This is a genomic window from Aliiroseovarius sp. xm-d-517, assembly GCF_013283135.1.
In the GTDB taxonomy this organism is placed as follows: Bacteria; Pseudomonadota; Alphaproteobacteria; order Rhodobacterales; family Rhodobacteraceae; genus Aliiroseovarius; species Aliiroseovarius crassostreae.
In genome coordinates this window covers 2204398-2231277 of sequence record NZ_WBXT01000001.1, presented here as the reverse complement: position 1 = coordinate 2231277, position 26880 = coordinate 2204398, and the positions used below count along the sequence as shown (strand labels likewise).

Annotated in this window: 23 protein-coding genes; 10 read left to right on the top strand and 13 right to left on the bottom strand. The window is 57.1% G+C overall.

The window, feature by feature from the left end:
• Positions 1-5: 5 nt before the first annotated feature.
• Positions 6-1253: a threonine ammonia-lyase IlvA gene (ilvA, locus tag XMD517_RS10795; RefSeq protein ID WP_173487837.1), complete on the bottom strand. Its 1248-nt coding sequence runs from the start codon at positions 1251-1253 to the stop codon at positions 6-8.
• Between the two features lie 41 nt (positions 1254-1294).
• Positions 1295-2116: a hypothetical protein gene (locus tag XMD517_RS10790; RefSeq protein WP_173487838.1), complete on the bottom strand. Its 822-nt coding sequence runs from the start codon at positions 2114-2116 to the stop codon at positions 1295-1297.
• Positions 2117-2261: 145 nt separating this feature from the next.
• On the opposite strand from XMD517_RS10790, the gene XMD517_RS10785 reads away from it, so the two are divergent.
• The 3 genes from XMD517_RS10785 to XMD517_RS10775 all read left to right on the top strand — a co-directional run bounded on the left by XMD517_RS10785 (position 2262) and on the right by XMD517_RS10775 (position 4349).
• Complete coding sequence (locus XMD517_RS10785) at positions 2262-3512, top strand: argininosuccinate synthase (RefSeq protein ID WP_173487839.1); 1251 nt, start codon at positions 2262-2264, stop codon at positions 3510-3512.
• A 35-nt stretch (positions 3513-3547) separates the two neighbouring features.
• Positions 3548-3952, top strand: coding sequence for a DUF1810 domain-containing protein (locus XMD517_RS10780; protein WP_173487910.1), 405 nt, complete (start codon positions 3548-3550; stop codon positions 3950-3952).
• A gap of 112 nt (positions 3953-4064) precedes the next feature.
• Positions 4065-4349 carry an SCP2 sterol-binding domain-containing protein gene (locus XMD517_RS10775; protein ID WP_055192920.1) on the top strand — a complete coding sequence of 95 codons (285 nt, stop codon included), beginning with the start codon at positions 4065-4067 and terminating at the stop codon, positions 4347-4349.
• Positions 4350-4359: 10 nt separating this feature from the next.
• Here XMD517_RS10775 and XMD517_RS10770 read toward each other — a convergent pair whose 3' ends face one another.
• Complete coding sequence (locus tag XMD517_RS10770) at positions 4360-5241, bottom strand: ribokinase (protein ID WP_173487840.1); 882 nt, start codon at positions 5239-5241, stop codon at positions 4360-4362.
• A 195-nt stretch (positions 5242-5436) separates the two neighbouring features.
• Between XMD517_RS10770 and XMD517_RS10765 the strand changes: the two genes are divergently transcribed.
• The gene (locus tag XMD517_RS10765) at positions 5437-6456 is read left to right on the top strand and encodes an isocitrate/isopropylmalate dehydrogenase family protein (protein WP_173487841.1); all 1020 of its coding nucleotides are present in this window, start codon (positions 5437-5439) and stop codon (positions 6454-6456) included.
• Between the two features lie 174 nt (positions 6457-6630).
• Positions 6631-8847, top strand: a complete 2217-nt coding sequence (locus XMD517_RS10760; RefSeq protein WP_173487842.1) for an NADP-dependent isocitrate dehydrogenase — start codon at positions 6631-6633, stop codon at positions 8845-8847.
• A gap of 146 nt (positions 8848-8993) precedes the next feature.
• Here the strand turns inward: XMD517_RS10760 and XMD517_RS10755 are convergent, their stop codons facing one another.
• The 3 genes from XMD517_RS10755 to XMD517_RS10745 form a co-directional block, all read right to left on the bottom strand.
• Positions 8994-9854, bottom strand: a complete 861-nt coding sequence (locus XMD517_RS10755; protein WP_173487843.1) for a hypothetical protein — start codon at positions 9852-9854, stop codon at positions 8994-8996.
• 79 nt (positions 9855-9933) lie between these two features.
• Complete coding sequence (locus XMD517_RS10750; RefSeq protein WP_173487844.1) at positions 9934-10917, bottom strand: glutathione S-transferase family protein; 984 nt, start codon at positions 10915-10917, stop codon at positions 9934-9936.
• A 144-nt stretch (positions 10918-11061) separates the two neighbouring features.
• Positions 11062-13323 (bottom strand): NADP-dependent malic enzyme, encoded by a 2262-nt coding sequence (locus tag XMD517_RS10745; RefSeq protein ID WP_173487845.1) that lies wholly within the window; start codon positions 13321-13323, stop codon positions 11062-11064.
• Between the two features lie 256 nt (positions 13324-13579).
• Between XMD517_RS10745 and galE the strand changes: the two genes are divergently transcribed.
• Both galE and mutS read left to right on the top strand, forming a co-directional pair.
• Positions 13580-14590 carry a UDP-glucose 4-epimerase GalE gene (gene galE / locus XMD517_RS10740; RefSeq protein ID WP_173487846.1) on the top strand — a complete coding sequence of 337 codons (1011 nt, stop codon included), beginning with the start codon at positions 13580-13582 and terminating at the stop codon, positions 14588-14590.
• A 132-nt stretch (positions 14591-14722) separates the two neighbouring features.
• Positions 14723-17344, top strand: coding sequence for a DNA mismatch repair protein MutS (gene mutS / locus XMD517_RS10735; RefSeq protein ID WP_173487911.1), 2622 nt, complete (start codon positions 14723-14725; stop codon positions 17342-17344).
• 47 nt (positions 17345-17391) lie between these two features.
• Here mutS and XMD517_RS10730 read toward each other — a convergent pair whose 3' ends face one another.
• The 3 genes from XMD517_RS10730 to hrcA all read right to left on the bottom strand — a co-directional run bounded on the left by XMD517_RS10730 (position 17392) and on the right by hrcA (position 20153).
• Positions 17392-18432, bottom strand: coding sequence for a YgcG family protein (locus XMD517_RS10730; RefSeq protein WP_173487847.1), 1041 nt, complete (start codon positions 18430-18432; stop codon positions 17392-17394).
• 65 nt (positions 18433-18497) lie between these two features.
• Entirely contained in the window at positions 18498-19085 is a 588-nt protein-coding gene (locus tag XMD517_RS10725) for a nucleotide exchange factor GrpE (RefSeq protein WP_173487848.1), read from the bottom strand.
• A gap of 3 nt (positions 19086-19088) precedes the next feature.
• Positions 19089-20153: a heat-inducible transcriptional repressor HrcA gene (gene hrcA, locus XMD517_RS10720; protein WP_173487849.1), complete on the bottom strand. Its 1065-nt coding sequence runs from the start codon at positions 20151-20153 to the stop codon at positions 19089-19091.
• Positions 20154-20224: 71 nt separating this feature from the next.
• On the opposite strand from hrcA, the gene rph reads away from it, so the two are divergent.
• The 3 genes from rph to hemW are packed head-to-tail and all read left to right on the top strand — an operon-like array spanning position 20225 to position 22693.
• Complete coding sequence (gene rph / locus XMD517_RS10715) at positions 20225-20935, top strand: ribonuclease PH (protein WP_173487850.1); 711 nt, start codon at positions 20225-20227, stop codon at positions 20933-20935.
• Complete coding sequence (rdgB, locus tag XMD517_RS10710) at positions 20932-21543, top strand: RdgB/HAM1 family non-canonical purine NTP pyrophosphatase (protein WP_173487851.1); 612 nt, start codon at positions 20932-20934, stop codon at positions 21541-21543. Before rph ends, rdgB begins: the two co-directional genes overlap by 4 nt.
• The gene (gene hemW / locus XMD517_RS10705) at positions 21536-22693 is read left to right on the top strand and encodes a radical SAM family heme chaperone HemW (RefSeq protein ID WP_173487852.1); all 1158 of its coding nucleotides are present in this window, start codon (positions 21536-21538) and stop codon (positions 22691-22693) included. Before rdgB ends, hemW begins: the two co-directional genes overlap by 8 nt.
• Positions 22694-22701: 8 nt before the next feature.
• Here hemW and XMD517_RS10700 read toward each other — a convergent pair whose 3' ends face one another.
• Genes XMD517_RS10700 through mnmG form a run of 4 tightly spaced genes read right to left on the bottom strand, consistent with a single transcriptional unit; the run spans position 22702 to position 26874 of the window.
• A complete protein-coding gene (locus tag XMD517_RS10700) occupies positions 22702-23589 on the bottom strand; it encodes a ParB/RepB/Spo0J family partition protein (RefSeq protein WP_173487853.1) in 888 nt (295 codons plus the stop codon).
• 9 nt (positions 23590-23598) lie between these two features.
• The gene (locus XMD517_RS10695) at positions 23599-24387 is read right to left on the bottom strand and encodes an AAA family ATPase (RefSeq protein WP_173487854.1); all 789 of its coding nucleotides are present in this window, start codon (positions 24385-24387) and stop codon (positions 23599-23601) included.
• Entirely contained in the window at positions 24380-25003 is a 624-nt protein-coding gene (rsmG, locus tag XMD517_RS10690) for a 16S rRNA (guanine(527)-N(7))-methyltransferase RsmG (RefSeq protein ID WP_371734348.1), read from the bottom strand. The genes XMD517_RS10695 and rsmG overlap by 8 nt, the downstream gene beginning before the upstream one ends.
• The gene (gene mnmG / locus XMD517_RS10685) at positions 25000-26874 is read right to left on the bottom strand and encodes a tRNA uridine-5-carboxymethylaminomethyl(34) synthesis enzyme MnmG (RefSeq protein ID WP_173487855.1); all 1875 of its coding nucleotides are present in this window, start codon (positions 26872-26874) and stop codon (positions 25000-25002) included. Before mnmG ends, rsmG begins: the two co-directional genes overlap by 4 nt.
• Positions 26875-26880 lie beyond the last annotated feature (6 nt).

Below are 26880 nucleotides of genomic sequence, written 5' to 3'. Positions count from 1 at the left end.
TTCGTTTAAATGACAAACTCAGCCAGCATTTCATCATCGGTGATATCGGAATAGGCAAAGCCCTTCTGTTCGAGCGCATCGAACAACGCATCAAAATTCTCAGGCACCGTGGTTTCGATCCCAATCAAAACCGAGCCAAAATTCCGGGCGGACTTCTTCATATACTCAAAACGCGCAATGTTGTCGTCTGGTCCCAGGATTTGCAGGAAGTCCTTAAGCGCGCCGGGGCGCTGGGGCAGGCGGAGCAGGAAGTATTTTTTCAACCCGGAATACCGCTGAGCGCGCTCTTTCACCTCCGGCAGGCGTTCAAAATCAAAGTTGCCCCCAGAGGTCACGCAAACCACCGTCTTGCCCCTGACCTCATCCCGCAGATCCTTCAGCACATCAACGGACAATGCCCCGGCCGGTTCCAGCACCACCCCTTCCACGTTCAACATATCAAGCATGGTTGTGCAGATCCGATCCTCGGGAACCCCATGGACCCGCGCGGATGGCACATCCCGCAGCACGTCAAAGGGTTGTGCCCCAATCCGTGCCACAGCAGCCCCATCCACGAAATTATCAACCCGATCAAGGGTGACCGGCTGCCCCTGCGCAATCGCAGCCGCAAGCGAGGCCCCCCCGGCGGGTTCGACATAATGCAGCACGGTCTCCGGAGCCACTTCAGCCAGATATCTGGTGATCCCGGCAGACAGGCCACCACCGCCCACAGGCAGGACAACCACATCCGGGTTGCGCCCCAGCTGGGCGGAGATTTCAGCTGCGACGCTGGCCTGCCCCTCGATCACATCCTTATCATCGAAGGGTGAGAGGAAATGCCCGCCCACTTCGTCACAATACTCCTGCGCGGCCGCAAGCGTATCGTCGAAATAGTCGCCTACAAGGCGGATCTCGATCGAGTCTCCCCCAAAAATCCGGGTCTTCTGAATTTTCTGCTGAGGGGTTGTGACCGGCATGAAGATCACGCCCTTGACGCCGAAATGACGCGACACAAACGCCACACCCTGCGCATGGTTGCCCGCGGAAGCACAGACAAACACGTCCTGATCTGGATTTTTCGCAAGCGCCTTGCCCATCGCATTCAGCGCCCCGCGGATCTTGTAGCTGCGCACAGGGCTGAGGTCTTCGCGCTTCAACCAGATATCGGCATCATACATGGCCGACAGATGGTCATTGCGCTGCAAGGGCGTCGCGGGGAACAGCGCCCGCATCTGCTGTTCTGCCACACGGGCTTTTTTCAGAAAATCGCTCATCTGGAATGTCTGACCCAAGGGCAGGCTCTTGGCAAGGTGGTTTACGCCAGTTTTCCCCCGGAATACGGCAGCTCTCGCCCTTCAACATAAACGCCGTAGATCGTGGTCATGATGCTGATTTGCAGCATGGCAAACAGCCACCCCCCAAACACATAGATGGGCACCACAACTCCAAACACCAAAATCGTCAGCCCCATTGATCCCAAAATGCCCGCCACAATTCCCACCACCAACATCACGGCGAACAGGATCAGGAACATCCAGCAGAACAGGGCAAAGATCATCTTGCTGGACCCGCGCGTTGCCGCCCATGCCTCTTTGATCCCCAACCGTTCGCCCAGCGCGCGCGACACAAGCACTGTCGACAAACGCATCATTGCAATCATGGCAAGGGTCATCACAACCACAAAGGAGATGAGCAGAAATACGATCTGCCCGGTATTCGGAACCGCCCCTGCTTCGATACTTTCAATCATGAGCAAGGAAGCCAAAATCAGCGGAAAAGACAGCACAACGACCCCAATCATCATCAGGACCGCCCAGAGCGCGTATGTCATCACCTGTGGCCCACGCAGTTGCGGCAACCAGCCTGTTGGATCCTCATTCATCAGAACATAACGATGCCAGGCCACCGCAATCCAAGCACCAATCAAGAGGGACAATACCTGCTGAACAAGCTGCACCAAAACGAACCCGATCGGGTCCAATGCCAGCAGCAACTCAGGTGAAAACGCGACCGAATAACTGAGGGCGAACCCAACAACCATGGACAACAGCAACAACACCACAGAAATCCGCGCAGCATCCATCTTGTTGCGCCACACCATTTTCCAGGAATGTTTCAAGACATCCAGACCAGACACACCAACCCCTTTCAATCAATACGTGTATTAGACTTCTAAAATCACGGAAAGCCGATCAAAGCAAGGACGGGATGGCCCTGCAATACTTGCCCCCCGGACAAAAACGGGATAAGCGCGCGGTGACACGCTCGTGAAAGGGAATATGATGATTTCTTCCAACACTGCACCGCAAGCTGCACCCAAGAAAGTTGTGCTGGCCTATTCCGGTGGTCTCGATACCTCGATCATCCTGAAATGGTTGCAAACCGAATATGGTTGCGAAGTGATCACCTTTACCGCCGACCTTGGTCAGGGCGAAGAGCTGGAGCCGGCCCGCAAAAAGGCCGAGATGCTGGGCATCAAACCGGAAAACATTCATATCGAAGATCTGCGCGAAGAGTTCGTGCGCGATTTCGTGTTCCCGATGTTCCGTGCCAATGCGCAATATGAAGGGCTTTACCTGCTGGGCACCTCGATCGCGCGTCCGCTGATTTCCAAGCGTCTGGTTGAAATTGCCGAAGAACACGGTGCCGACGCCGTGTCCCACGGGGCAACCGGCAAAGGCAACGATCAGGTTCGGTTCGAACTGGCGGCCTATGCGCTGAACCCGGAAATCGTTGTGATCGCGCCCTGGCGTGAATGGGATCTGGGCTCGCGCACCAAGCTCTTGGAATTCGCCGAACAGCACCAAATCCCGGTGGCAAAGGACAAACGTGGCGAGGCACCTTTCTCGGTTGACGCGAACCTGCTGCACACCTCGTCTGAAGGCAAGGTTCTGGAAGACCCGGCTGAGGACGCACCAGATTATGTCTACCAGCGCACCGTGCATCCCGAAGACGCACCGGACACCCCGGAATTCATCGAGATCGAGTTCGAAAAGGGCGATGCCGTCGGTATCAACGGCGTGAAAATGTCGCCGGCAACCATCCTGACCGAGCTCAATGAATATGGCCGCAAGCACGGCATCGGTCGTCTGGATCTGGTCGAAGGCCGCTATGTGGGCATGAAATCGCGCGGGATCTATGAAACCCCGGGCGGCACCATCCTGCTCGACGCCCATCGCGGCATCGAATCGATCACTATGGACCGTGGCGCAATGCATCTGAAAGATGAGCTGATGCCGCGTTACGCCGAACTGATCTATAACGGATACTGGTATTCGCCCGAACGCGAAATGCTGCAGGCTGCGATTGACCTGTCGCAGGAACATGTCACCGGCACTGTGCGCATGAAACTCTACAAGGGTCTGGCCCGCGTGGTTGGTCGCTGGTCGGATCACTCGCTCTATTCCGAGGCGCATGTGACCTTTGAAGAAGACATGGGCGCCTATGATCAGACCGATGCGGCCGGGTTCATTCAGCTGAACGCCCTTCGCCTGAAGCTGATTGCCGACCGCAACCGTCGTGTTGGCAAGTGAGCTACGACGACGAAGATATCGACGATGAGCTGGACATGTTCATCGAAGCTCAGGACACCGTTTGGAGCGATGTCCTGAGCGAATTGCAGGCCGGAAAAAAGACCGGCCACTGGATGTGGTTCGTCTTTCCGCAACTGGCCGAGCTGGGCAGGTCCGACATGTCGCAGCTTTATGGGCTGGAGGATCTGAACGAGGCCACCGCCTATCTGGCGCATGATGAACTGAAACGGCGCCTAGTCGTTGCGGCATCCCTGTTGCTGGAACACGCTGGCACGGATCCGGTTGAGATCCTGGGGGCTGTGGATGCGCAGAAACTGCGCTCCTGCATGACGCTGTTTGCTGCCGTCCCGAACGCGCCGGACATGTTCCGACAGGTGCTTGACGTTCATTACGCGGGACACCCCTGCGCCCGCACAATCGAAATATTGAGCCAGGCCTGATATTTCTGATGACAGCGCCCGGAAATTCCCCGGCGCGCCCCACCTCCCCTTTGGTCATGCTTGCCAGACCCGGGATCGTCTTTCTATCGAGAAGCAAATGGGAGGAACTGACATGCCACTACAAAAACTTGCCGAGGGGATACAATCCGGCCTCGAAGGGCGCAGCTTTAACGGGTCTTTGAAATTTGATTGCGGCGAGGATGGGGTGATCGTGCTGGCCGAAAACGCCGCCAGCACCGAAAACCGTGACACGGATTGCACCCTGCGCCTGTCGACCGAGAACCTGCAGAAACTGCTGACTGGAAAGCTCAATCCAATGACGGCGGTCATGATGGGCAAGATCAAGCTGTCGGGGGATATGACCACCGCAATGCAGCTGGCCAAGCTCTTGGGGTAGCGTCAAGCCCCTAAACTCGCGCCTTCAAAAACGCTGTCACCTCTTCTGCCATGGGCATCACCTCGGCCGTGCCTTTACGGGTGACCTGAAGGGCGGCTGCGGCTGACGCCCGGCGCAACACCTGCTCCAAGGGCAGTTTCTGATCCAACCCTGCGGCCACGTAACCAATAAAACAATCTCCGGCCCCGGTCGTATCCACGGGCTGTACCTTGAAAGCAGGCGCGCGGAGCTCCTGCCCGGTTTTCTGATCACTCCAGACCGCCCCTTCTGCCCCTTTTGTGACCAGTAAAGCAGGCACATCAATCTCGTTAAGCCCAACGCCCAGCGCGGCGGAAAGCTGGGTTGCCTCAACCTCATTCATCACCAGAAGATCGCAATATGGCAGCACCTCTCGCACGGCGGATGCATCAAAGGGTGCCGCAGAATAGATCACCTTTGCACCCCGTTCATGGGCAAACTTTGCAGCCGCGGGCACCAGGTTGGTCTCGTTCTGCAAGAGCAGCAGGTCCTGCGCCGTCATCCTCTCCAGTGCCGAGCGCACGAAATCCCAACTCAGCGCATGGTTGGCACCGGGCATCAGCACAATCATGTTCTCGCCATCAGGATCAATGCAGATATTGGCGTGGCCGGTTGCCCCTTCTGTCACGTCGATATCGCGCACATCCACACCGCGCTGCTCCAACGCCACGCGACACCAATGCCCATCTGATCCGATGGCACCGATATGGTGCACAGGGCAACCGGCAAGGCTGGCCGCCACAGATTGATTGGCCCCCTTTCCCCCCAGCGAAATCGCATGATGTGCGGCGCTGATCGTTTCGCCAGCCCCCGGAAGATGCGGCAGCTGGTAAAAATTGTCGATATTAATCGATCCGAGATTAAAGATGGTCATGGCAAGATCCTCTTGAGAAAACCCTATAATTTCTTGGTGTTTACGCAAGAGAGAACCGGGGCGAGCGCGCTTAAAATCCCGATACCATTCACATTTCAGAATATTAGTTTTCTATTGTATTCCATTGTATACCGTTTATATCAACCAGCAGAATCCATAGGCCAAACGGTAAGTCACAAGCAGGGAGTTTCCGCCATGACGACCCAAATCGACGCCACTCTGATCCCCGGAGATGGGATCGGACCCGAAATCACCGAAGCTGTCACCGCCATCCTCGATCACATGGGGGCGCCCTTCAAGTGGGACGTGCAGCAGGCTGGCATGGCTGGCATTGACGCGGCGGGCGAACCGCTGCCGCAGGCCACAATCGACAGTATCCGCAACACCAAACTGGCCCTCAAAGGCCCGCTGACCACACCGGTGGGCGGTGGCTTCAAATCGATCAACCTGCAACTGCGTCAGGCCTTCAACCTTTATGCCAATGTCCGCCCGACCAAGACGATCAAGCTCGACGGTCGGTTCGACAATGTGGACATGGTGATCTTCCGCGAGAACCTGGAAGGGTATTACATCTCGGACGAAGGCTATATGGAACACAATGGCGACCCGGAAGGCAAAGTCTTTTCAACCGGGTACAATACCAAAGAAGGTGCCCAGCGCATCACCCGTGCCGCTTTTGAATATGCTCTGGCGAATGGACGCAAAAAGGTCTCGATCGTGCATAAGGCCAACATCCTGAAACTACTCTCGGGCATGTTTCTGGAAGAGGCCCGCAAAATCGCCAAGGAATATGAAGACCGCGTGGCCTGGGACGAACGCATTGTCGATGCCTGCGCCATGCAGATGGTGATGTATCCGGACGCATTTGACGTGATCGTCACCACCAACCTCTTCGGTGACATCCTGTCTGACCTCGCCGCCGGGCTTGTCGGCGGTCTGGGCCTGGCCCCGGGTGCCAATATCGGCACAGACGCCGCCATTTTCGAGGCTGTGCACGGCTCAGCCCCGGATATTGCAGGCCAGCAAAAGGCCAACCCCTGCGCCTTTCTGATGGCTGCGGGTCTGATGCTGGAACATGTCGGCAAAACCGACGACGCCCAGCGCCTGAAGAAAGCGGTGATCGAAACCGTGCAGGCCAAAGACCGCGTGACCCCGGATCTGGGCGGCACCGGCACCACGATGACCATCGCCCAGGCCATCATTGACCGGCTTTGATCGAACCGGAAGGCCGTGGCACAAGCTGCGGCCTTTTTTCACTGCGCTGATAGCGCTACGCCCCTTTTTTTCTTCACGCAATTTGTGTAAGGGAGGGGGGAAATCTCACATCTCACCAGCTTTGGGCAGGTGCCCGGCGGTGATCCTTTCAGCGAAAAAAAGGGGTGTTCTGACATGACCGACACATCGCAGCCAGATATTTTGTATACCATTGTAGACGAAGCGCCGGAGCTGGCCTCGGCCTCCTTCCTGCCGATCATCCGCAAATTCGTATCAAGCGCCGACATCACCGTGGGCACCCCGGACATCTCGCTCGCGGGTCGTATCATCGCCACCTTCCCGGAAAACCTGACCGCTGAACAGCGCCAGTCCGACGATCTGGCCGCCCTTGGCGAACTGGTAAAAACCCCGGACGCCAACGTGATCAAACTGCCGAACATCTCGGCCTCGGTGCCGCAGCTGGTTGCCGCCGTCGAAGAGCTGCAATCGCAAGGTTACAACATTCCGAACTACCCGGAAGAGCCGAAGTCCGACGAAGAAAAAGCCATCCGCGCACGTTACGACGCGATCAAAGGTTCTGCCGTGAACCCGGTTCTGCGCGAAGGCAACTCGGACCGCCGCGCTGCAAAAGCCGTGAAAAACTATGCTCAGAACAACCCGCATTCGATGGGGGAATGGGCATCGGACAGCAAAACCAAAGTGTCTTCGATGCCGGGTAACGACTTCTATGCAAACGAAGTTTCGGCCACCATCACTGCCGCCCAAGCCGGTGACGCAAAGATCGAATTCGTGGGCCGTGACGGCGCTGTGACCGTTCTGAAAGACGGCTGGGCGCTGGAAGAAGGCACCATTGCGGATGCGACCTTCATGTCGGCAAAAGCTCTGGGCGCCTTCCTGGCAGACGCCATCGAAGACACCAAGAAAGACGGCACCATGTTCTCGCTTCACATGAAAGCGACGATGATGAAAGTGTCGGACCCGATCATCTTCGGCCACGCAGTCAAAGCATGGCTGGGGCCGGTTTGGGACAAGCATGGCGCAGCCATTGCCGCGGCCGGTGGGTCGCCGAACTCGGGTCTGGGCGCGGTTCTGGATGCCATCAATGGCATGGACAACGCTGACGAGATCAAAGCCGAAATCGCCGCTCTGGACCGTCCGTCAATGTATATGGTCGACTCGGACAAAGGCATCACCAACCTGCACGTTCCGTCGGATGTGATCATCGACGCCTCGATGCCCGCCGTGATCCGCGCTGGCGGTAAAGGCTGGGATGAGGCCGGCAACAAAGGCGACACCAACTGCGTGATCCCCGACCGTTGCTATGCCACCGTCTATGACGAAGCGATCAACTTCTTCAAAGCCAATGGCGCCCTGAACCCGGCCACCGCCGGGGCCGTGGCAAACGTTGGCCTGATGGCACAGAAAGCCGAGGAATACGGCTCGCACCCGACCACGTTCGAAGCCCCCGCAGACGGCACCATCCGCGTGGTCACCGCCAACGGTGAAACCCTGCATTCGCATGACGTCGAAGCCGGGGACATCTGGCGCGCCTGCACCGTGAAAAAGGCCCCGATCGAGAACTGGATCGAACTGGCCCTCGACCGTCAGCGCCTGACCGGATCGGAAGCGATCTTCTGGCTGGACGCAGGTCGCGCCCATGACGCCGAGCTGATCAAATATGTGACCCCGGCACTGGAAGCTGCTGGAAAGTCTGACCTTTTCCAGATCATGGCCCCGCGCGAAGCCACCGCTCAGTCGCTGAAAACCATCACTGCGGGTGATGACAGCATCGCCATCACCGGCAACGTGCTGCGCGACTATCTGACCGACCTGTTCCCGATCCTGGAACTGGGCACCTCGGCCAAAATGCTGTCGATCGTGAAGCTGATGAAAGGCGGCGGTCTGTTTGAAACCGGTGCTGGTGGATCGGCCCCGAAACACGTGCAACAGCTGGTGGAAGAGAACCACCTGCGCTGGGATTCGATGGGTGAATTCTGTGCGCTGGGTGAAAGCCTGAATTTCCTCGCGGACGTCAAAGGCAACGCCAAAGCCGGTGTTCTGGGACGTGCGGCCGAGGAAGCCACCCAGGGTATCCTCGACAACAACAAATCGCCCTCGCGCAAAGTGGGTCAGCCCGACAACCGCGACAGCCATTACTGGTTCGCCCGCTACTGGGCCGAAGCCCTTGCGGCACAAGGCGATGACGCGGATCTGGCGGCCGAGTTTGCCCCGGTTGCAAAAGCACTGGCAGAGGGCGAAGAGGCGATCCTGGCCGAGCTGGCCGCAGCTCAGGGCCCGGCAGCTGACATCGGCGGCTACTTCCGCCCCTCGGTTGAGCTGAAAGCCAAAGTGATGCGCCCCTCGGCCACGCTGAACGCGATCATCGGCTAAGCCCTCTCTTACAGAACACGGAAAACCCCGCCCCTCAGGCGGGGTTTTTCATTTTCGAAACATGAAACTTTTGATGCTATCAAAAGCCCGAAGTTTAAAGTTTTCACGGGCCACATATTGAAAGTTTAAACATTTCCCCGGCCATTTCAGGGCGATTGCGTTACAACCCCCGCCGCTTCCAGCTCCTCCACACTGGGAAACCAGATCTCATCCGGGCCAGATTGATAGATCCGGGCAAGGAAGGTTTCGGACACTCCCCGACTGCGCAGAAAACTGCGATCCCGCTCCTGCTCGGCTGCAATATCGAAACGTGGAAGCTTCTCTGCTTCGCCCAGTGCATAACCATGAAACCCCAGACGCGCACCCGGCGCCAGCAACCGCCGCTGCCCGGCGACAAACACCAAAGTGCAGGCTGAACTGCACCGCCGGGTCACATGACTGTCCAGCTTCTGCTCCAGAACCAGCCGCGCGATGCCGCGCGCCTCAAAGATATGTCCACCGTCACTGTCCAGTTCAATCCGGGTCACATCCGGGTGGGTCTGCAAGAGGTGCTGCAAATCTCGGGTAGCGCCCAGAGCGATCACACCCGTCAACTGCACCACCTCCCCCTCAGCAAACAGGTCATATTGCGCCGCGTAATGCCGGTTGCGCATCTCTGCATACGGTTCATCAGACAGGAACGGGGTGGTTTGCAAGGCCAGCGCCCACCATTGCGACAGCGAGGCAAAAACCGCGATGATCAGAGCGATCATCCCCGCCCAGAGCGGCAAAACAGACCCTAATTCACGCAAATTCCGCTCGGCGCTCCGGAAATAGCCGATAGATTGCCAGATCAGGCACAGAAGATCGGCGCCCAGCAGGACCGCCACAAGAGACACGGCCAGCGGAGCGGCCGCCCCCAGCGCACCAAAACCAAGCAGGACAAGGGCGCGCAACGCCACCCCATTGATCCAGAAGGCACGCCAAAGCGGGGAATGCCCCCGCCAATGGGTGAGAATGTAGGACATGGGTCAGCTTAGGGCGTTTCGGGGCAAACATGAAACAGATGTTTATTCCGAAACGCTTTGGGTTGCTCCTGCACTGCGGTCAAACACCGACCTCAAACCGGGTCCGGTCATGGGGGCGGGTGAAGTCCTGCGCCGGTCCTTTGGGCACAATCCGGGTCGGATTGATCGTCTCATGACTGGCGTAATAATGCCGTTTGATCTGGTGGAAATCCACGGTGTCCGCGATATCCGAATGCTGATAAAGATCACGTAAATAGTTGGAAATGTTTGGGTAATCCTCGATCCGCTTCAGGTTTGTCTTGAAGTGACCATGATAGACCGCATCAAAGCGGATCAGGGTGGTAAACAGGCGCCAGTCCGCCTCGGTCAGCGTATTGCCAACGAGGTACCGGTGCCGGGACAGGCGATCTTCCACCTGGTCCAGGGCGTCAAACAAAGCGTCAAATGCGTGCTCATAGGCCTCTTGCGTCGTTGCGAAACCGCATTTGTAGACCCCGTTATTGATGCTGGAATAGACAAACGCATTCACCTCGTCGATCTGGGCGCGAAGGGTTTCGGGATAGAAGTCGAGCGTGTTTCCGGTGATGTCATCAAAGGCGGAATTGAACATACGGATGATTTCCGAACTTTCATTGCTGACCACCATCTGGGTCTGCTTGTCCCACAGCACCGGCACCGTGACCCGGCCGGAATAGTCCGGGCTGGCCTGTGTATAGAGCTGGTGCAGATAGGCATGGCCATAAAGCGGGTCACCACCGCGGTCCGGGTCAAACTCCCATCCGTTTGACAACATGTCGGGAGAGACCACAGTGACGCCGATCAGCCCCTCCAGCCCCTTCAGCTTGCGAAAGATCAACGTGCGGTGTGCCCAGGGGCACGCCAGCGAGACATAGAGATGATATCGACCCTGTTCCGCCTGAAAACCACCTTTTTCGCCTGGTCCGGCGGATCCATCTCGGGTGATCCAGTTGCGAAACTGCGCCTCGCTTCGCCTGAATTTCCCTTTGGTGGATTTGGTGTCATACCAGACATCTTCCCATTTCCCGTTCACAAGCTGGCCCATGATCCGCTCCTTTATGCTGCAATGAGTATATGGGGGTGCGGATCGGGCGCTCAACATCCGTGGGTGCAGAGAGAAATTGCAAATATGCACAGAAAAACCGGCCCCCAAGGAAGGGCCGGTTTTAGGCAGGATCAGAGCCTGTTTTTACTTTTCACCCAGACGTGCAGCGGCAAGAACCGCCATATTCAGGATGTCATTTGACGTGGAGTTGGTCGAACAGATCTGAATCGGTTTATCGACGCCGGACAGGATCGGGCCGATCACCGTGGCACCCGCCAGTTCCTGCATCATCTTGACCGAAATCGAGGCCGAGTGGCGGGCGGGAACCACCAGCACATTGGCGGGCCCGGACAGGCGGCAGAACGGGTAATGCTTCATCACATCCGGGTTCAGCGCCACATCTGCAGTCATCTCACCATCATATTCGAAATCAACGCCGCGCTGATCCAGAATTGCCGGCGCTTCATGCAGTTTCTGCGCACGTTCCGAGATTGGGTAGCCGAAGGTCGAGAAACTGACAAACGCGACGCGGGGTTCAAGCCCCAGGCCACGCGCCACGGCGGCGGCACGCTCTGCGATATTGGCCAGATCTTCGGTTTCGGGCCATTCATGCACCAGCGTATCAGCCATCAGCACGATACGGCCCTTGTGCAGAACGGCGGTGACACCGACCGCTCCGTCACTGGCGCGGGCATCAAACACATGGTTGATCCGGTCCAGCACGTAAGCCGATTTGCGCGTGGCGCCGGTGATCAGGCCATCACCATGACCATGTTGCAGCATCAGCGACGCAAACACATGGCGATCACGAGCCGCGAGGCGATGCACATCATGGCGATCAAAGCCCTGACGCTGTAGGCGCTCATAGAGGAAGTCCTTGTAAAGGCCGAGGTTTTCCGTGTTGGCGGCGTTCACCACACGCAATTCGCGGACTGCATCCCCCAGCCCCTCGGCTTCCAGCTTCTCGCGCACATTTTCCTGACGCCCCACCACCAGCGCACGGCCATACCCGTTGCGTTGGTATTGCACGGCAGCCCGGAGCACCTGCGGATCATCCCCTTCGGCAAAGATCATCGTGGCCTGGTTCTTGCGGGCGCGAGCGGTGATGCCCCGCAGGATGGAGGCGGTGGGATCCATGCGCGATTTCAGGTTCAGCGCATAGCTTTCCATGTCGATGATCGGGCGGCGTGCCACCCCGGTATCCATACCGGCCTTCGCCACGGCGGGGGGGATGGTATAGATCAGGCGCGGATCAAACGGGGTCGGGATGATATAGTCGCGACCAAAGGTCAGCTTGGTACCATAGGCCATCGCCACTTCATCCGGCACATCTTCGCGGGCCAGTTCGGCAAGGGCCTGAGCACAGGCGATTTTCATCTCGTCATTGATGGCGCGAGCGTGGATATCAAGTGCACCGCGGAACAGGTAGGGAAAGCCCAGAACGTTGTTCACCTGGTTCGGGTAATCCGAACGGCCCGTGGCAACAATCGCGTCATTGCGCACCTCATGCGCCTCTTCCGGCGTGATTTCCGGATCCGGGTTGGCCATGGCGAAAATGACCGGGTTGTCGGCCATGGATTTCACCATATCCTGCGTCACGGCCCCTTTGACCGACACGCCAAGAAAGACATCCGCGCCGTCCATCGCCTCTTCGAGCGTGCGCAGATCGGTGTTCACCGCATGGGCCGATTTCCACTGGTTCATGCCGTCGGTGCGGCCCTGATAAATCACACCCTTTGTGTCACAGACAATGCAGTTTTCATGCCGCGCACCCATGGATTTGATCAGCTCGATACAAGCAATCCCTGCAGCCCCTGCGCCGTTCAGCACGATCTTGCAGTCTTCGATCTTCTTGCCGCTGAGGTGCAGCGCATTCAAAAGCCCCGCCGCACAGATCACCGCCGTGCCATGCTGGTCGTCATGGAACACCGGAATGTCCATTTCTTCCTTCAGCTTCTGCTCAATGATAAAGCATTCCGGCGCCTTGATATCCTCAAGATTGATGCCCCCGAAGGTCGGCCCCATCAGCTTGACCGCATTGATGAAGGCTTCCGGGTCTTCGGTGTCCAGTTCGATGTCGATCGAGTTCACATCGGCAAAACGTTTGAACAGGACCGCCTTGCCTTCCATCACCGGTTTAGACCCTAACGCACCCAAATTCCCCAATCCAAGCACCGCTGTGCCGTTGGAAATCACCGCCACCAGATTGCCCTTGTTGGTGTAATCATACGCGGTCGACGGGTCCGCTGCGATGGCCTCACATGGCACGGCAACCCCCGGCGAATAGGCCAGCGACAGATCGCGTTGCGTGGTCATTGGCACCGATGGCGTGACCTCGAACTTGCCCGGTGTCGGGTAGATGTGAAAGGCCAGAGCCTCTTCATCGGTGATGCGTTGTTTTGCCATTCCTCTTGGCCCTTTCCCTGCGACAGACAGACCCTCCTCCCTTACAGGGGGTCGCGCGCAGGCTCAACCTCATTTGAGCATTTTATAACTCAATTCGGGAGTTTTTGCGCAATAGTCGAAAATTCATCCCTGCCGTGGCGCAATATTCAGAAATTTATTTGCAGATATTGCAGCCCCCTGGCACGAAAAATTCCGTCCGTGCCTTTCACGGGGTGATGATTTATATCTTGGCCAAACCTTTCATCAGGAGTGACAAGTGACACAGACGATTTTGTTGACGGGCGGCGCGGGTTTCATTGGCTCTCATACCTATGTCGAGCTTGCAAGGGCTGGCTTTGATATTGTCATTCTGGATAACTTCTCAAACGCACGGCCGGATGTGATCGACCGGCTTGAAACGATCACCGGCGCGCCGGTCACCTGCTATACGGGTGACGTGCTGGATGAGGGGCTGCTGGATCGCATTTTTTCCGAGCACAAGATCGACGCCGCCATTCATTTTGCCGCCCTCAAGGCCGTGGGCGAAAGCAGCCAGATCCCGCTGGAATACCTGAATACCAATATTGCCGGGCTTTATGCGCTGCTGCGCGCGATGGAACGTGCCGGATGTGGGCGACTGGTGTTTTCCTCCTCGGCGACGGTTTATGGCCAGCCCGATCAGCTGCCCGTCACCGAAACCGCTGATCTCGGCTTTACCAACCCCTATGGCTTTACCAAACTGGCCTGTGAGCAGTCGCTGAACCAGATCGCCGCCTCCGATGACAAATGGGCCTTTGGGATCCTGCGCTATTTCAACCCCGCCGGCGCCCATGACAGCGCGCTGATCGGCGAAGATCCAAATGACACGCCCAACAACCTGATGCCCTATATCGCTAAGGTGGCCACCGGAGAACTGGCAGAGCTGTCGATCTTTGGCGATGATTACGACACGCCCGACGGCACCGGTGTGCGCGATTATATCCACGTGATGGATCTTGCGCAGGGCCACGTTCTGTCGGTCAAATCCCTGCTGGAAACAGACCGAAGCCACACTGTAAATATTGGCACTGGCACGGGATATTCGGTGCTGGATATGCTGCGCGCCTATGAGGTGGCTGCGGGCAAACCCCTGCCCCACCGGATCGCCCCTCGCCGTGCCGGGGATGTGGCAAGCGTCTATGCCGACCCCTCCAGGGCCCGCGAACTTCTGGGCTTTACCGCCAAGCGGGGACTGGAGGAGATGTGCCAATCCAGCTGGAACTGGGTCTCTCGGCGGAAAAACACCTGACGCCGGGAAATATCCCGGAAAACCGGTTTTCCCGCCCTCCTGTTTTCTGATTTTATCAACCAAACCCACCTCAATGCAGACCAGATCAAGGATCCCAGCGACGTGAGCGACAAAACCGCCAAAGTAACACCGATGATGGCGCAATTCCTCGACATCAAGGAAGGCTATCCCGATGCGCTCCTGTTCTATCGTATGGGCGATTTTTACGAGCTGTTCTTTGACGATGCCATTGCCGCCGCCGAGGCGCTGGATATTGCCCTGACCAAGCGGGGCAAGCATCTGGGCAAGGATATTCCCATGTGTGGCGTGCCGGTGCATTCTGCCGAAGGGTATCTGCTGACGCTGATCCGCAAAGGGTTTCGTGTGGCGGTGTGCGAACAGTTGGAAAACCCGGCCGAGGCCAAGAAGCGCGGCGCGAAATCCGTGGTGAAACGGGATGTGGTGCGCCTTGTCACCCCCGGCACCCTTACCGAAGAAAGCCTGCTGGACGCGCGTCGGCACAATTTCCTCGCCGCTTTTGCCGAGATCCGCGAGGACGGCGCAATTGCCTGGGTCGATATTTCAACCGGCGCGTTCCGCGTCATGCCCTGCTCGCGGATGCGCCTGTCGCCGGAACTGGCCCGCCTGGCCCCGCGTGAGGTCATTCTTCCCGACCAGATCATGTATGATCTTGATGGAATAGTCACTGAATCCGGCGCAGCCCCCACCCCGCTTGGACAGGCCGCTTTTGACAGCACCGGCGCGGAAAAACGTCTGAAAGAACTATACGCCGTCGGCTCGCTCGAAGCATTTGGCAGCTTTACCCGTGTAGAAATTGCCGCCATGGGCGCCATTGTCGAATATCTGGAAATCACCCAGAAAGGCAAATTGCCACTGCTGCGCCCGCCCGTGCGCGAATTGTCCCATGGCACGCTGCAGATCGACGCCGCCACGCGGCGCAATCTGGAACTGACCCATGCCATGTCCGGCGGCCGCCAGGGATCCCTCTTGTCAGTGGTGGACCGCACGGTAACCGCCGGCGGGGGGCGGCTGTTGGAGCGGCGCATTTCCTCTCCGTCGCGCAACCTTTCCGAAATCCACGCCCGCCTTGAAACCGTGTCATTTCTGGTGGAACAGTCCCGCATTTCCCAAGATCTGCGCGACTCTTTGCGCAAAACACCCGATATGGATCGGGCCCTGTCCCGGTTGGGGCTGGACCGGGGCGGCCCCCGTGATCTGGCCGCAATCCGCGGCGGGCTGGGCGCCGCCATTGACCTGTCTGAACAGCTCGCCAATGCCGAAGCGATCCCCGAACGCCTGATGGTGGCCGGGGAAAAGCTCCTCGGACACGATACATTGCTGTCTCTTCTGGAAGAGGCACTGGTGGCGGATCCCCCCCTCCTCGCCCGCGATGGCGGTTTCATCGCCCCCGGTTATGACGAAGATCTGGACGAAGCCCGCAAATTGCGGGATGAGGGCCGGGGTGTGATCGCCGGAATGCAGGCGGAATACGCGCAGATTGCCGGGATCAGCTCGCTCAAGATCAAACATAACAATGTGCTGGGATACTTCATCGAAACCACCGCCACCCATGCGGACAAGATGCTGAATCCACCCCTGTCAGAGACCTTCATCCACCGCCAGACCACCGCCAACGCCGTGCGTTTTACCACCATCGCCCTGAGCGAGCTGGAAACCAAGATCCACAACGCGGGAAGCCGTGCGCTGGAGATCGAAAAACGTCTCTATTCCAGCCTGACACGAGAGGTTCTGGACCGCGCCGCCGCCATTGCCGACACCGCTCGTGCGCTCTCTGAAATCGACCTCGCCACCGGGTTTGCCGATCTTGCGCGCGCCGAGGGATGGGCCATGCCGCATGTGGACGAGAGCCGTAAATTCGAAATCACCGGCGGACGCCACCCGGTGGTCGAAGCGGCCCTGCGCAAAACCGGTGAGCCGTTTATCGCCAATGATTGCTCCCTCTCAAACGGCAATGACCACGCCCATATCTGGCTGCTGACCGGGCCCAACATGGCGGGTAAGTCGACATTTCTGCGCCAGAATGCCCTGATTGCGCTGCTGGCCCAGACCGGAAGCTTCGTTCCCGCGAAATCCGCCCATATCGGCATTGTTTCACAATTGTTCAGCCGGGTTGGGGCCTCGGATGATCTGGCCCGGGGACGGTCAACCTTCATGGTCGAAATGGTGGAGACCGCCGCCATCCTGAACCAGGCCGATGATCGAGCGCTTGTCATCCTCGATGAAATCGGCCGCGGCACCGCCACCTATGATGGCCTTTCAATCGCCTGGGCCACGCTGGAGCATCTGCACGAAACAAACCGCAGCCGTGCTTTGTTTGCCACCCATTACCACGAAATGACCCAGCTTGCAGCCAAGCTGACCGGCGTTGAAAACGCGACGATTTCAGTCAAGGAATGGGAAGGCGAGGTGATCTTCCTGCATGAGGTGAAGAAAGGCGCTGCTGATCGGTCTTACGGGGTGCAGGTGGCCAAGCTCGCCGGGTTGCCTGAAACCGTGATTGCCCGCGCCAACGTGGTGCTTGAGGCGCTCGAGAAGGGTGAGCGCGATGGTGCGGGCGCCAAAGCGATGATTGACGATCTGCCGCTGTTTGCCGCCACTCCGCCCGCGCCTGCGCCGGTGAAAACAGCGCCATCCAGGGTCGAAGAAACATTGCGGGAGGTCCTGCCCGACAGCCTCTCGCCACGTGAAGCGCTGAACCTGGTCTATGACCTGCGCGCCATGATCAAGGAATAGCCCTTTTTCTTGCCCAAAATACCTCGGGGTCTGGGGCAGCGCCCCAGCTACCAACGCCCGGACGCGCCGCCCCCGCTGGAACTGCCTCCACCAAATCCACCGGATGACGACGAGGAGGAGCGGCTGGATGTGATCTTTGGCAAGGTCCGTGTCGCGCTCCAGCTTTCGCCGCATTGCGCGCAGGAAAAGTCATCCCGGGCCCGCCCGGTTGACTGTCGCGTGGCACTTTCCAGCGTGGTGGTGTCCGTCTTCAATGTGTGAAAATCACATCGCGGGCAGCGGCTGTAGGAGGTGAACCATTTCTTGCGACGGATCACATGCGCATTGTCACAGGCCGGGCAAAGCCAGACATCATAATCTGCGGTTTTCAGCCGTTCTTCTGCAAGCTGCCCCTTGATCAGATGCGCATCATCATCAGTCTCGCTCAGCCAGATCATCCATGTCCCGTCATTGGGGCAACGGCGTGGCGCGCGGCGGCGCAGGAACCGCCAAGCGGCAAACAAGAAGGCACCGACGCCCGCAAGTGACAGTGGCCAATACCGTTTCACCTGCCGCAACCCCTGTTTTGCGACGACCTGATACCGGGGGACATCGTAATCTCCGGGATAGACACCCGTGATTTCATAAATCACCTCATCAACGCCGGACAGGATCCCGTTCACGTAATCCCCATCGCGAAATTCAGGCAGGATCGTATGGTCGATCACCCGCTGCATCGGCCCGTTCATGTCTGTTCCATAGCCCGAGCCGACTTCGATCCGCATCACCCGATCGTCACGCACGACCAGCATCATCACCCCATCATTTCTGGTCGCATCGCCAACGCCCCAGGCATTGAACAGTCCAGTGGCAAAGGGTTCAATCGGACCCTCATAGGCGTGATCTGCGAGGCTTTTGAGAGTGACAAGCGTAAACTCTACCCCGCGTTTTTCGCGCAGCTCCTCAAGCGTGGCGCGCAGGCGATCCGCCTCTTGAGGTGAGAGGATGGCGGCAAAATCATTTACGTAAAGCTCTGAGTAATAGGGATAATTCTGAGCCTGAGCAATATTTGCCCAGACGAGAACGAGGAGGGAAATAAGGATGCGCAAAAGAAAACTCCCGTCAATGACGGGAGTTTCATACGCGGTTTTATCGTCCCTGTTGAGGGGAAAATTCAAGCCGGGGTCGAGGACACACCCACCTGGGCCGGACGCAGCAGGCGGTCATGGATCATGAACCCTTCCGCCATCACTTGGATCACATCCCCCGCCTTGGTGCCGGGCACCGGAGCTTCGAACATCGCTTCATGCTGTTCCGGGTCAAACTTGTCACCGACTTCCGGCGAAACCAGACGGATGCCATGTTTTTCAAAAATGCCCAGAAGCGAACGCATGGTCAGTTCGATCCCTTCGATCAGCGGTTTGGACGCTTCATTGTCCACTTTCGAGGCCGCTTCCACCGCGCGTTTCATATTGTCAAAGACCGGCAGCATATCACGGGCCAGCTTTGATCCGCCGTAATTCTCGGCCTCACGACGGTCCCGATCGGACCGTTTGCGGGCATTTTCCGCATCCGCCAAGGCGCGCATGAACCGGTCTTTATACTCATCCCGCTCCGCCTGCAGCGCCAGGATCTCCTCGCTTGGCGGCAGTTCATTGGCCAGATCGTCCAGCGACATCGGCTCATCTCCGGCCTGCTCGGTCATCAACTCCTGAATGGCGGCTTCCACGTCTTCCGCCGGTGTCTTTTTCGCGTCGGTCATCTTCTATCCTCGATCCGAGATCATCTTGCCAACCAGTTGCGCCGTGTAATCCACGATCGGCACGATCCGTCCGTAATTCAGCCGGGTCGGTCCAATCACCCCCACGGCACCAATGATCTTTCGATCAGCGTTCATATAAGGGGAAACCACCAAAGAGCTACCCGAAAGTGAAAAAAGTTTGTTCTCGGAGCCAATAAAAATGCGCACCCCGTCCCCCTGATCCGCCAGTTCAAGGAAATCGGCGATGTCGCGCTTGCGTTCGAGGTCGTCAAACAGGGTGCGAATGCGCGCAAGATCGGCTTCTTCTTCGGTGCCCGACAGGAGATTCGACCGGCCCCGCACAATCAGCCGCTCGTTCTGCCCCCCTTGATCGGCCCACAGTGCCACCCCACCATCAATCAGCTCCTGCGCCAATGTGTTCAGCTCCGCCCGGCGGCGTGCAATCTCATCCCCCATATCGCCGCGCAGCTCGGTAATGGTGCGCCCCTCGGCAATTGCATTGAGGAAATTCGCCGCCTCGCGCAGGGAGGATGGCGTCTGGCCCGCAGGTGGGGTGAACACCCGGTTCTCCACCTGACCATCGGCAAAAACCAGCACCACAAGGGCGCGCTCCGGGCCAAGTGACACAAATTCGATATGCTTGATCGGCGCTTCATGTTTCGGTGTCAGAACCAGACTGGCGCCGGCAGTGATCCCCGACAGCGCCTGCCCCACCCGATCCATCATCGTGCCCACATCGCCGGGCACATTCCCAACCGTGGCATCAATCTTTTCCCGGTCACTGTGATCAAGGTTGGACACTTCCAGCAACCCATCCACAAACAACCGCAGCCCCAGATCCGTGGGCACCCGACCGGCTGACACATGGGGGGAATTCAGAAGCCCCATAAACTCGAGATCCTGCATCACGTTGCGAATGGTCGCCGCCGATACTTTCTCGGTCATCGCGCGGGTCAATGTGCGCGACCCGACCGGATCCCCGGTTTCCAAATAGCTTTCCACAAGACAGCGGAACACCTCGCGCGAGCGGGTATTCATGTCTTTGATCAGGTCAGATCCGTCTTCCATGCGCTAATGCCTTGCCTTTCTGCCGGACCCATGGGTATCACGCCTATAGGTTTCAAATAAAGGGGAATGCCATGCGCCCGTCTGGTAGAAATTTAGATCAAATGCGCTCGATTTCAATCGAGACCGGGGTCACAAAGCACGCAGAAGGGTCCTGCATGATCCGCGTGGGCGACACCCATGTGCTCTGCACCGCCTCGCTGGAAGAGCGTGTGCCCCCGTTCCTGCGCAACACTGGCAAAGGCTGGGTCACCGCCGAATACGGCATGCTGCCCCGCTCTACTGGATCACGGATGCGCCGTGAGGCCGCAAGCGGCAAACAGCAAGGCCGGACCGTGGAAATTCAACGCCTTATCGGCCGTTCCCTGCGTGCCGGTGTGGATCTTGTGGGTCTGGGCGAGCGGCAGATTACCGTCGATTGTGATGTGATCCAGGCTGATGGCGGCACGCGCTGCGCCTCCATCACCGGGGGTTGGATTGCACTTCGTCTTGCTGTGAACAAGCTTCTGAAAGCCGGTGACATTTCCACCGATCCGCTGGGCGATCCGGTCACCGCCGTGTCCTGCGGCATCTATGCTGGCCAGCCCGTGCTTGATCTGGATTACCCCGAAGATTCCGTGGCCGGCGTGGATGGCAATTTTGTCATGTCCGGAGCCAAACTGATCGAAGTGCAGATGTCGGCCGAGGGTGCAACCTTCAACCGTGATCAGATGAACCAGTTGATGGATCTGGCTGAAAAAGGCGGTGCAGAACTGGCAGCCGCTGCGATTGAGGCCACCAAGTGACCCGCAAGTTTGACGGAAAAGAGCTGGTCATCGCCAGCCACAACAAAGGCAAGCTGCGCGAAATCGCAGCTTTGCTGGCCCCCTTTGGGGTCACCGTCACCTCAGCCGCCGATCACGGATTGGAAGAGCCGGAAGAAACCGAAGACAGCTTTGCCGGAAACGCCCGGATCAAGGCACATTTTGCTGCAAAATCAACGGGTTTGCCTGCTCTGTCCGATGACAGCGGGATCATGGTTGATGCGCTGGACGGGGCCCCCGGCGTCTATACGGCCGATTGGGCCGAGACTGGAAATGGCCGGGATTTCCCGATGGCGATGGAAAAAACCTGGACCCTTCTGGAACAGAAAAACGCCCCCCTGCCCCGCACCGCACGGTTTTGCTGCACGCTCTGCCTCGCCTGGCCGGATGGCCATGACGAGCTGTTTGAGGGCAAAGTTGAAGGATCTCTGACCTGGCCGATGCGCGGCGATCAGGGGTTTGGCTATGATCCGATCTTTGTGCCCGAAGGCTTCGACATCACCTTTGGTGAAATGGACCCCGACAAAAAACACGAAATGAGCCATCGCGCAGACGCCTTCGCAAAGCTCGTGGCAGGCAGCTTTGCCTGAGAATTGGCAAACGGCTGGATTCGGACTTTATGTCCACTGGCCGTTTTGCGCCTCAAAATGCCCCTATTGCGATTTCAATAGCCATGTCTCGGCGCAGATTGACCAATCGAAATGGGCATCTGCCTATCTGAAAGAGCTGGACCGTTATGGCGCCGAGACACCGGGCCGGGTTTTGTCTTCGATCTACTTCGGCGGCGGCACCCCCAGCCTGATGGACCCCGCCACAGTAGCGGCGATCATCGACAAAGCCTCTAACCTTTGGACCTTCGCAAACAATATCGAAATCACGCTTGAGGCCAACCCGACCTCGATCGAGGCCGGGAATTTCGCAGGGTATCGCGAGGCGGGCGTTAACCGTGTCTCGATGGGATTTCAGGCATTGAATAACGACGACCTTCGCAAACTCGGACGATTGCATAGCGTTGACGAAGGTCTGCGCGCGCTGGAAATTGCGCGCCAGCATTTTTCGCGGGTCAACTTCGATCTAATCTATGCGCGGCAGGATCAGACCCTGCCTGAGTGGCAGGCTGAACTGGACCGCGCGCTGAGCTTCAGCCCGGATCATCTTTCTCTTTATCAGCTGACCATCGAACCTGGCACCGCGTTTGGTGCACGGTTTGATGCGGGGAAACTGGCGGGCCTGCCTGAGGAAGATCTGGCGGTTGACATGTTTTTCCATACGCAGGAGGCCACGGCCGCTGCGGGGCTTCCGGCCTATGAAATTTCCAACCACGCCCGCCCCGGTGAGGAAAGCCGGCACAACCTGATCTATTGGCGGTCAGGGGATTGGGTCGGGATCGGTCCCGGGGCCCATGGTCGGCTGTCTTTTGGGCAGAACAGATGGGCAACAGAAACCCCTCTCTCGCCGAGCAAATGGCTGGAGAACGCCCTGGGGGACACTGACAAGCGCGAGAGAGCCCCTCTGCCTTTGGGGGAGCAGGTAACAGAATACCTTTTAATGGGGTTACGCACCACCGAGGGCGTAGATCTGGACCGCCTGTCCCAACAATTCCAGACATCTCTTAATCACAATAAAATCAAAGACTTATCTGAAATTAAACTGATTTCCATGGATCAGAAAACACTAAGGGCGACCGAGGATGGCCGCCCTGTGTTGAATGCGATACTGCGAGAGATTTTGCCGGACTGATTTCCGGGTTACGCGCCCAGAATTCCGCAGATATCGTCCAGTTCATCAAGGCTTTGGTAACGAATGGTCACCACGCCCCCTTCGGTGCCCGGTTTGTGGTCAATGGAAACCTTCATTCCCAAAGTGGCCGAAAGGTCCCCCTCCAGCGCCTTCGTATCCGCATCCTTATCAGATTTCGGACGCGCAACCGGTTTGGCCTCTCCCTTCGGTTTCTTCGCCAGACGTTCTGCCTCGCGCACCGACAGGCCTTTTGCGATGATCTGCTTTGCCAAGGCCAGGGGCTCTTCCGCCGTGACCAGTGTTCGTGCATGACCAGCGGTCAGCTTCCCGTCACGTACAAACTCCTGCACATCAGCGGGCAGGTTCAAAAGGCGGAGCAAATTGGCAATGTGGGACCGGCTTTTTCCGAGCGCCTCTGACACTTTTTCCTGCGTATGGCCAAAGCGATCCATCAGATCGCGATAGCCCGCCGCTTCTTCGATCGCGTTCAGGTCAGCACGCTGAATATTCTCGATGATGGCAACTTCGAGCGCTTCAGTGTCGGTATATGTCCGAATAATAACCGGGATCTCGTGCAACTGAGCCATCTGCGACGCACGCCAGCGCCGCTCACCCGCAACAATTTCGTAGGTGCCATCATCTTTTGGATCAGGACGAACGATCAGAGGCTGGATGACCCCTTTTTCCTTTACCGAGGCGGCCAGATCATCCAATTGATCTTGGGTAAATGTGCGGCGCGGCTGATCCGGATTAGGATGAACCTTTTCAATCGGCATCATCTGATCAGCCTTCCGAACGGCAACTGCACCCGCTTGGACGGTCGGCTCCGGCGTTACATCGGCCATTAATGCGGATAGACCACGCCCCAGACCACGGCTTTTTGCTTTATTTGCCATTCTTGCCTCCTATTTCCTGCCATCAAGTTCTGCTGCCAAGTCGCGATACGCCTGGCTGCCTTTAGAATGCGGATCATAAGACAGCACGGGCAAGGCAAAGGATGGCGCTTCGCTAACTCTTACATTTCTTGGAATAATGGTGTCAAAAACCAGCTCTCCGAGGTTGTCGCGCGCATCGGCCTCAACCTGACGGGACAGGTTGTTCCTGGCATCATACATTGTGAGAACAATTCCTTCGATCCGCAGATCCGGATTGGCGGATTGGCGCACCTCTCGAACACTCAGCATCAGCTGAGACAGCCCCTCAAGCGCAAAAAACTCGCTTTGCAGCGGCACCAAAACGCTGTGGGCGGCCACCATGGCATTCACGGTCAAAAGATTAAGAGAGGGGGGACAGTCAATAAGCACATAGTCAAACCCCTCAACATCTTGTGTACGCAGTGCATCATGAAGCAAGTGGCTGCGTTTTTCGTTCGAAACCAGTTCAATATCTGCTGAAGAAAGATCTGTGGTCGCCGGTGCAATCCACAAACCTTTAACGTCGGTTTCGACAATAACGCTGGAAAGTGGCGCCTCTTCAATCAACACATCGTAGGTGGTCAAAGAACGATCTGCCAGTTCGATTCCCAGCCCTGTTGATGCATTTCCCTGCGGATCCAGATCAACCAAGAGTACATTTCGCCCCTGTTCGGCCAGCGCGGCCCCCAGATTGATGGTTGTCGTTGTCTTACCCACGCCGCCTTTTTGATTGGTAACAGCGATAATCTTGGTCCCTGCAGGACAAGTAAGGTCAAGCACGTTTGATCGCTCCAATTTTCAAAATGACCGCGTCTGAATTTGTAACGCTTGGTATTTTATCCAATTGAAATGACCAGTTTTCAAGGGCTTCTTCAACTTCTTCCTGATACCTGGCGCCTTTTTGAAACACACACACGCCATTCGGTGACAAATGCCGTTCCGAAAATTCCAGTAACTTATCAAGTGAGGCAAGGGCGCGCGCGGAAAATACGTCAGCGGCCTGTGGTTCGGCCTGCTCAATTCGCTCTGAAAGCACACTCGCCTGAACGCCGGTCTCGCGCAAAACAGTTCGCAAGAACGTTGCTTTTCGAAGATCGCTTTCAATACATGTTACCTGAAGTTCAGGTACTTTTTCCTGAGAAAGTATCGCAACGATAAGACCAGGGAACCCCCCGCCCGTTCCCACATCACACCATTTCTTTGCGTCCTGAGGAAGGGCAGAAAACACCTGCGCCGAATCTAGAAAATGCCTTTTCCACAAGTCATTGATGGTTGAGGGCGCGACCAGATTAATGGCCGGGTTCCATTTTTTGAGTAGACTCGCGTAGATCTCCAACCGTTCCAATGTTTCACGTGAAACATCGAACTGTTGTGAAAAAATTTTGGTATTGGTCACGCTACACCTTTTTTTGAACGCTCAGCCTTACGTATTTTTGCCAATAAAAGTGTCAAGGCCGCCGGCGTCATCCCCTCAACACGCGCTGCTTGGGCAAGGTTTCTTGGCTGGGCAGCAGTGAGTTTCGCCGCAAGTTCATTTGAAAGACCATCCATTCCCTGGAACTTGAAATTCTCTGGAATTTCCTGCGCTTCGTCGCGCTTGATCGCCGCGACATCTTTTTCTTGCCGTTCCAGATAATTGGAATAAAGCGCGTCTTTTGCGATCTGTTCACGAATTTCAGGCAAGATAGTTTCAAATGCAGGATCGAGGTTCAGAACATCATCAAAACTTACCTTAGGAAAGGAAAGGAGCGTGAACGCACTTCTTCTTGTCCCATCCTTGCGAACTTGAAAAATGGAACCTTCAAGATCTTGTGGTGTGAAAGTCTTCTCAGTCAGGATTTTGCGGGCACTCTCCAGATCCTCCTGCTTTTTCAGGAACCGCGCCTTCCGTGTCTCTCCAACACATCCGATCTCAATCCCGATTGGCGTCAAGCGCTGATCAGCGTTGTCTGCGCGCAAAGAAAGACGGAACTCAGCCCGGGAGGTGAACATGCGGTAGGGTTCTGTTACACCACGGGTGATAAGATCATCGACCATCACCCCGATGTATGAACTGGATCTGGAAAACAGGATTTTTTTGCGCCCCAACACTTCTGCAGCTGCATTCAAACCTGCAACCAAACCTTGTGCGGCAGCCTCTTCATATCCGGTTGTCCCATTGATCTGACCCGCAAGATAAAGGCCCTGAACATTTCGGACCTGCAAGGTCTCAGTCAGCGAACGGGGATCAACATAATCATATTCAATCGCATATCCTGGCTGCAGGATGGAGACATTTTCGAGACCAACAATAGATCGCACATAGTCTTGCTGCACATCTTCGGGCAAAGAGGTGCTAATGCCGTTTGGATAAACCGCAATATCATCCAGGCCTTCTGGTTCAAGAAAGATCTGGTGAGAGGTTTTATCGGAAAACCTGACAATTTTGTCTTCGATTGATGGGCAATACCGCGGCCCAACGCCGTCGATGTGCCCCCCATACATCGCAGAACGATCCAGGTTCTCCCTAATGATCTCGTGGGTCTTTTCATTCGTATGGGTGATACCGCACGAGATTTGTCGCGCAAACGGCGCGCTGTGCAAAAAGGAGAACATGGACGGATCATCATCGGCCGGCTGGGTTTCCAAAATCGACCAGTTGATTGTTCTTGTGTCCAGGCGCGGTGGCGTCCCAGTTTTCAGGCGACCAAGAGGCAGATCAAACTGTTCCATCCGTTCTGCCAAACGAATGGAGGGCTTATCCCCCATGCGACCGCCCTGCTTTTGCACATCCCCAATATGAATAACGCCACGCAGAAACGTGCCCGTGGTAAGGATGACTGCGCCTGCGGATATTTCCGCCCCATCCGCCAGAACAACGCCTTTGACCTGCGCGCGGTCCATCAAGAAATCGGCAACCTCGCCTTCAATCAGGGTCAAGTTTTGCGTCGCCGCAATCTCCGCCTGCATTTCGCGTCGATAAATTGCCCGATCCGCCTGTGTGCGCGGCCCCTGCACCGCAGGTCCTTTACGGCGATTCAATAAGCGAAACTGGATACCTGCCTTATCGGCAACACGCCCCATCAACCCGTCAAGCGCATCAATTTCCCGAACCAGATGCCCTTTACCCAGCCCACCAATAGCGGGATTGCAGGACATCACCCCAAGATCTTCTTTTTTCAGAGTGATCAGAGCGGTTTTTGCCCCCATGCGCGCAGAGGCATGAGCCGCATCTGCGCCGGCATGGCCACCGCCAACCACAATCACATCGAATTTCGAATGTTTCACGTGAAA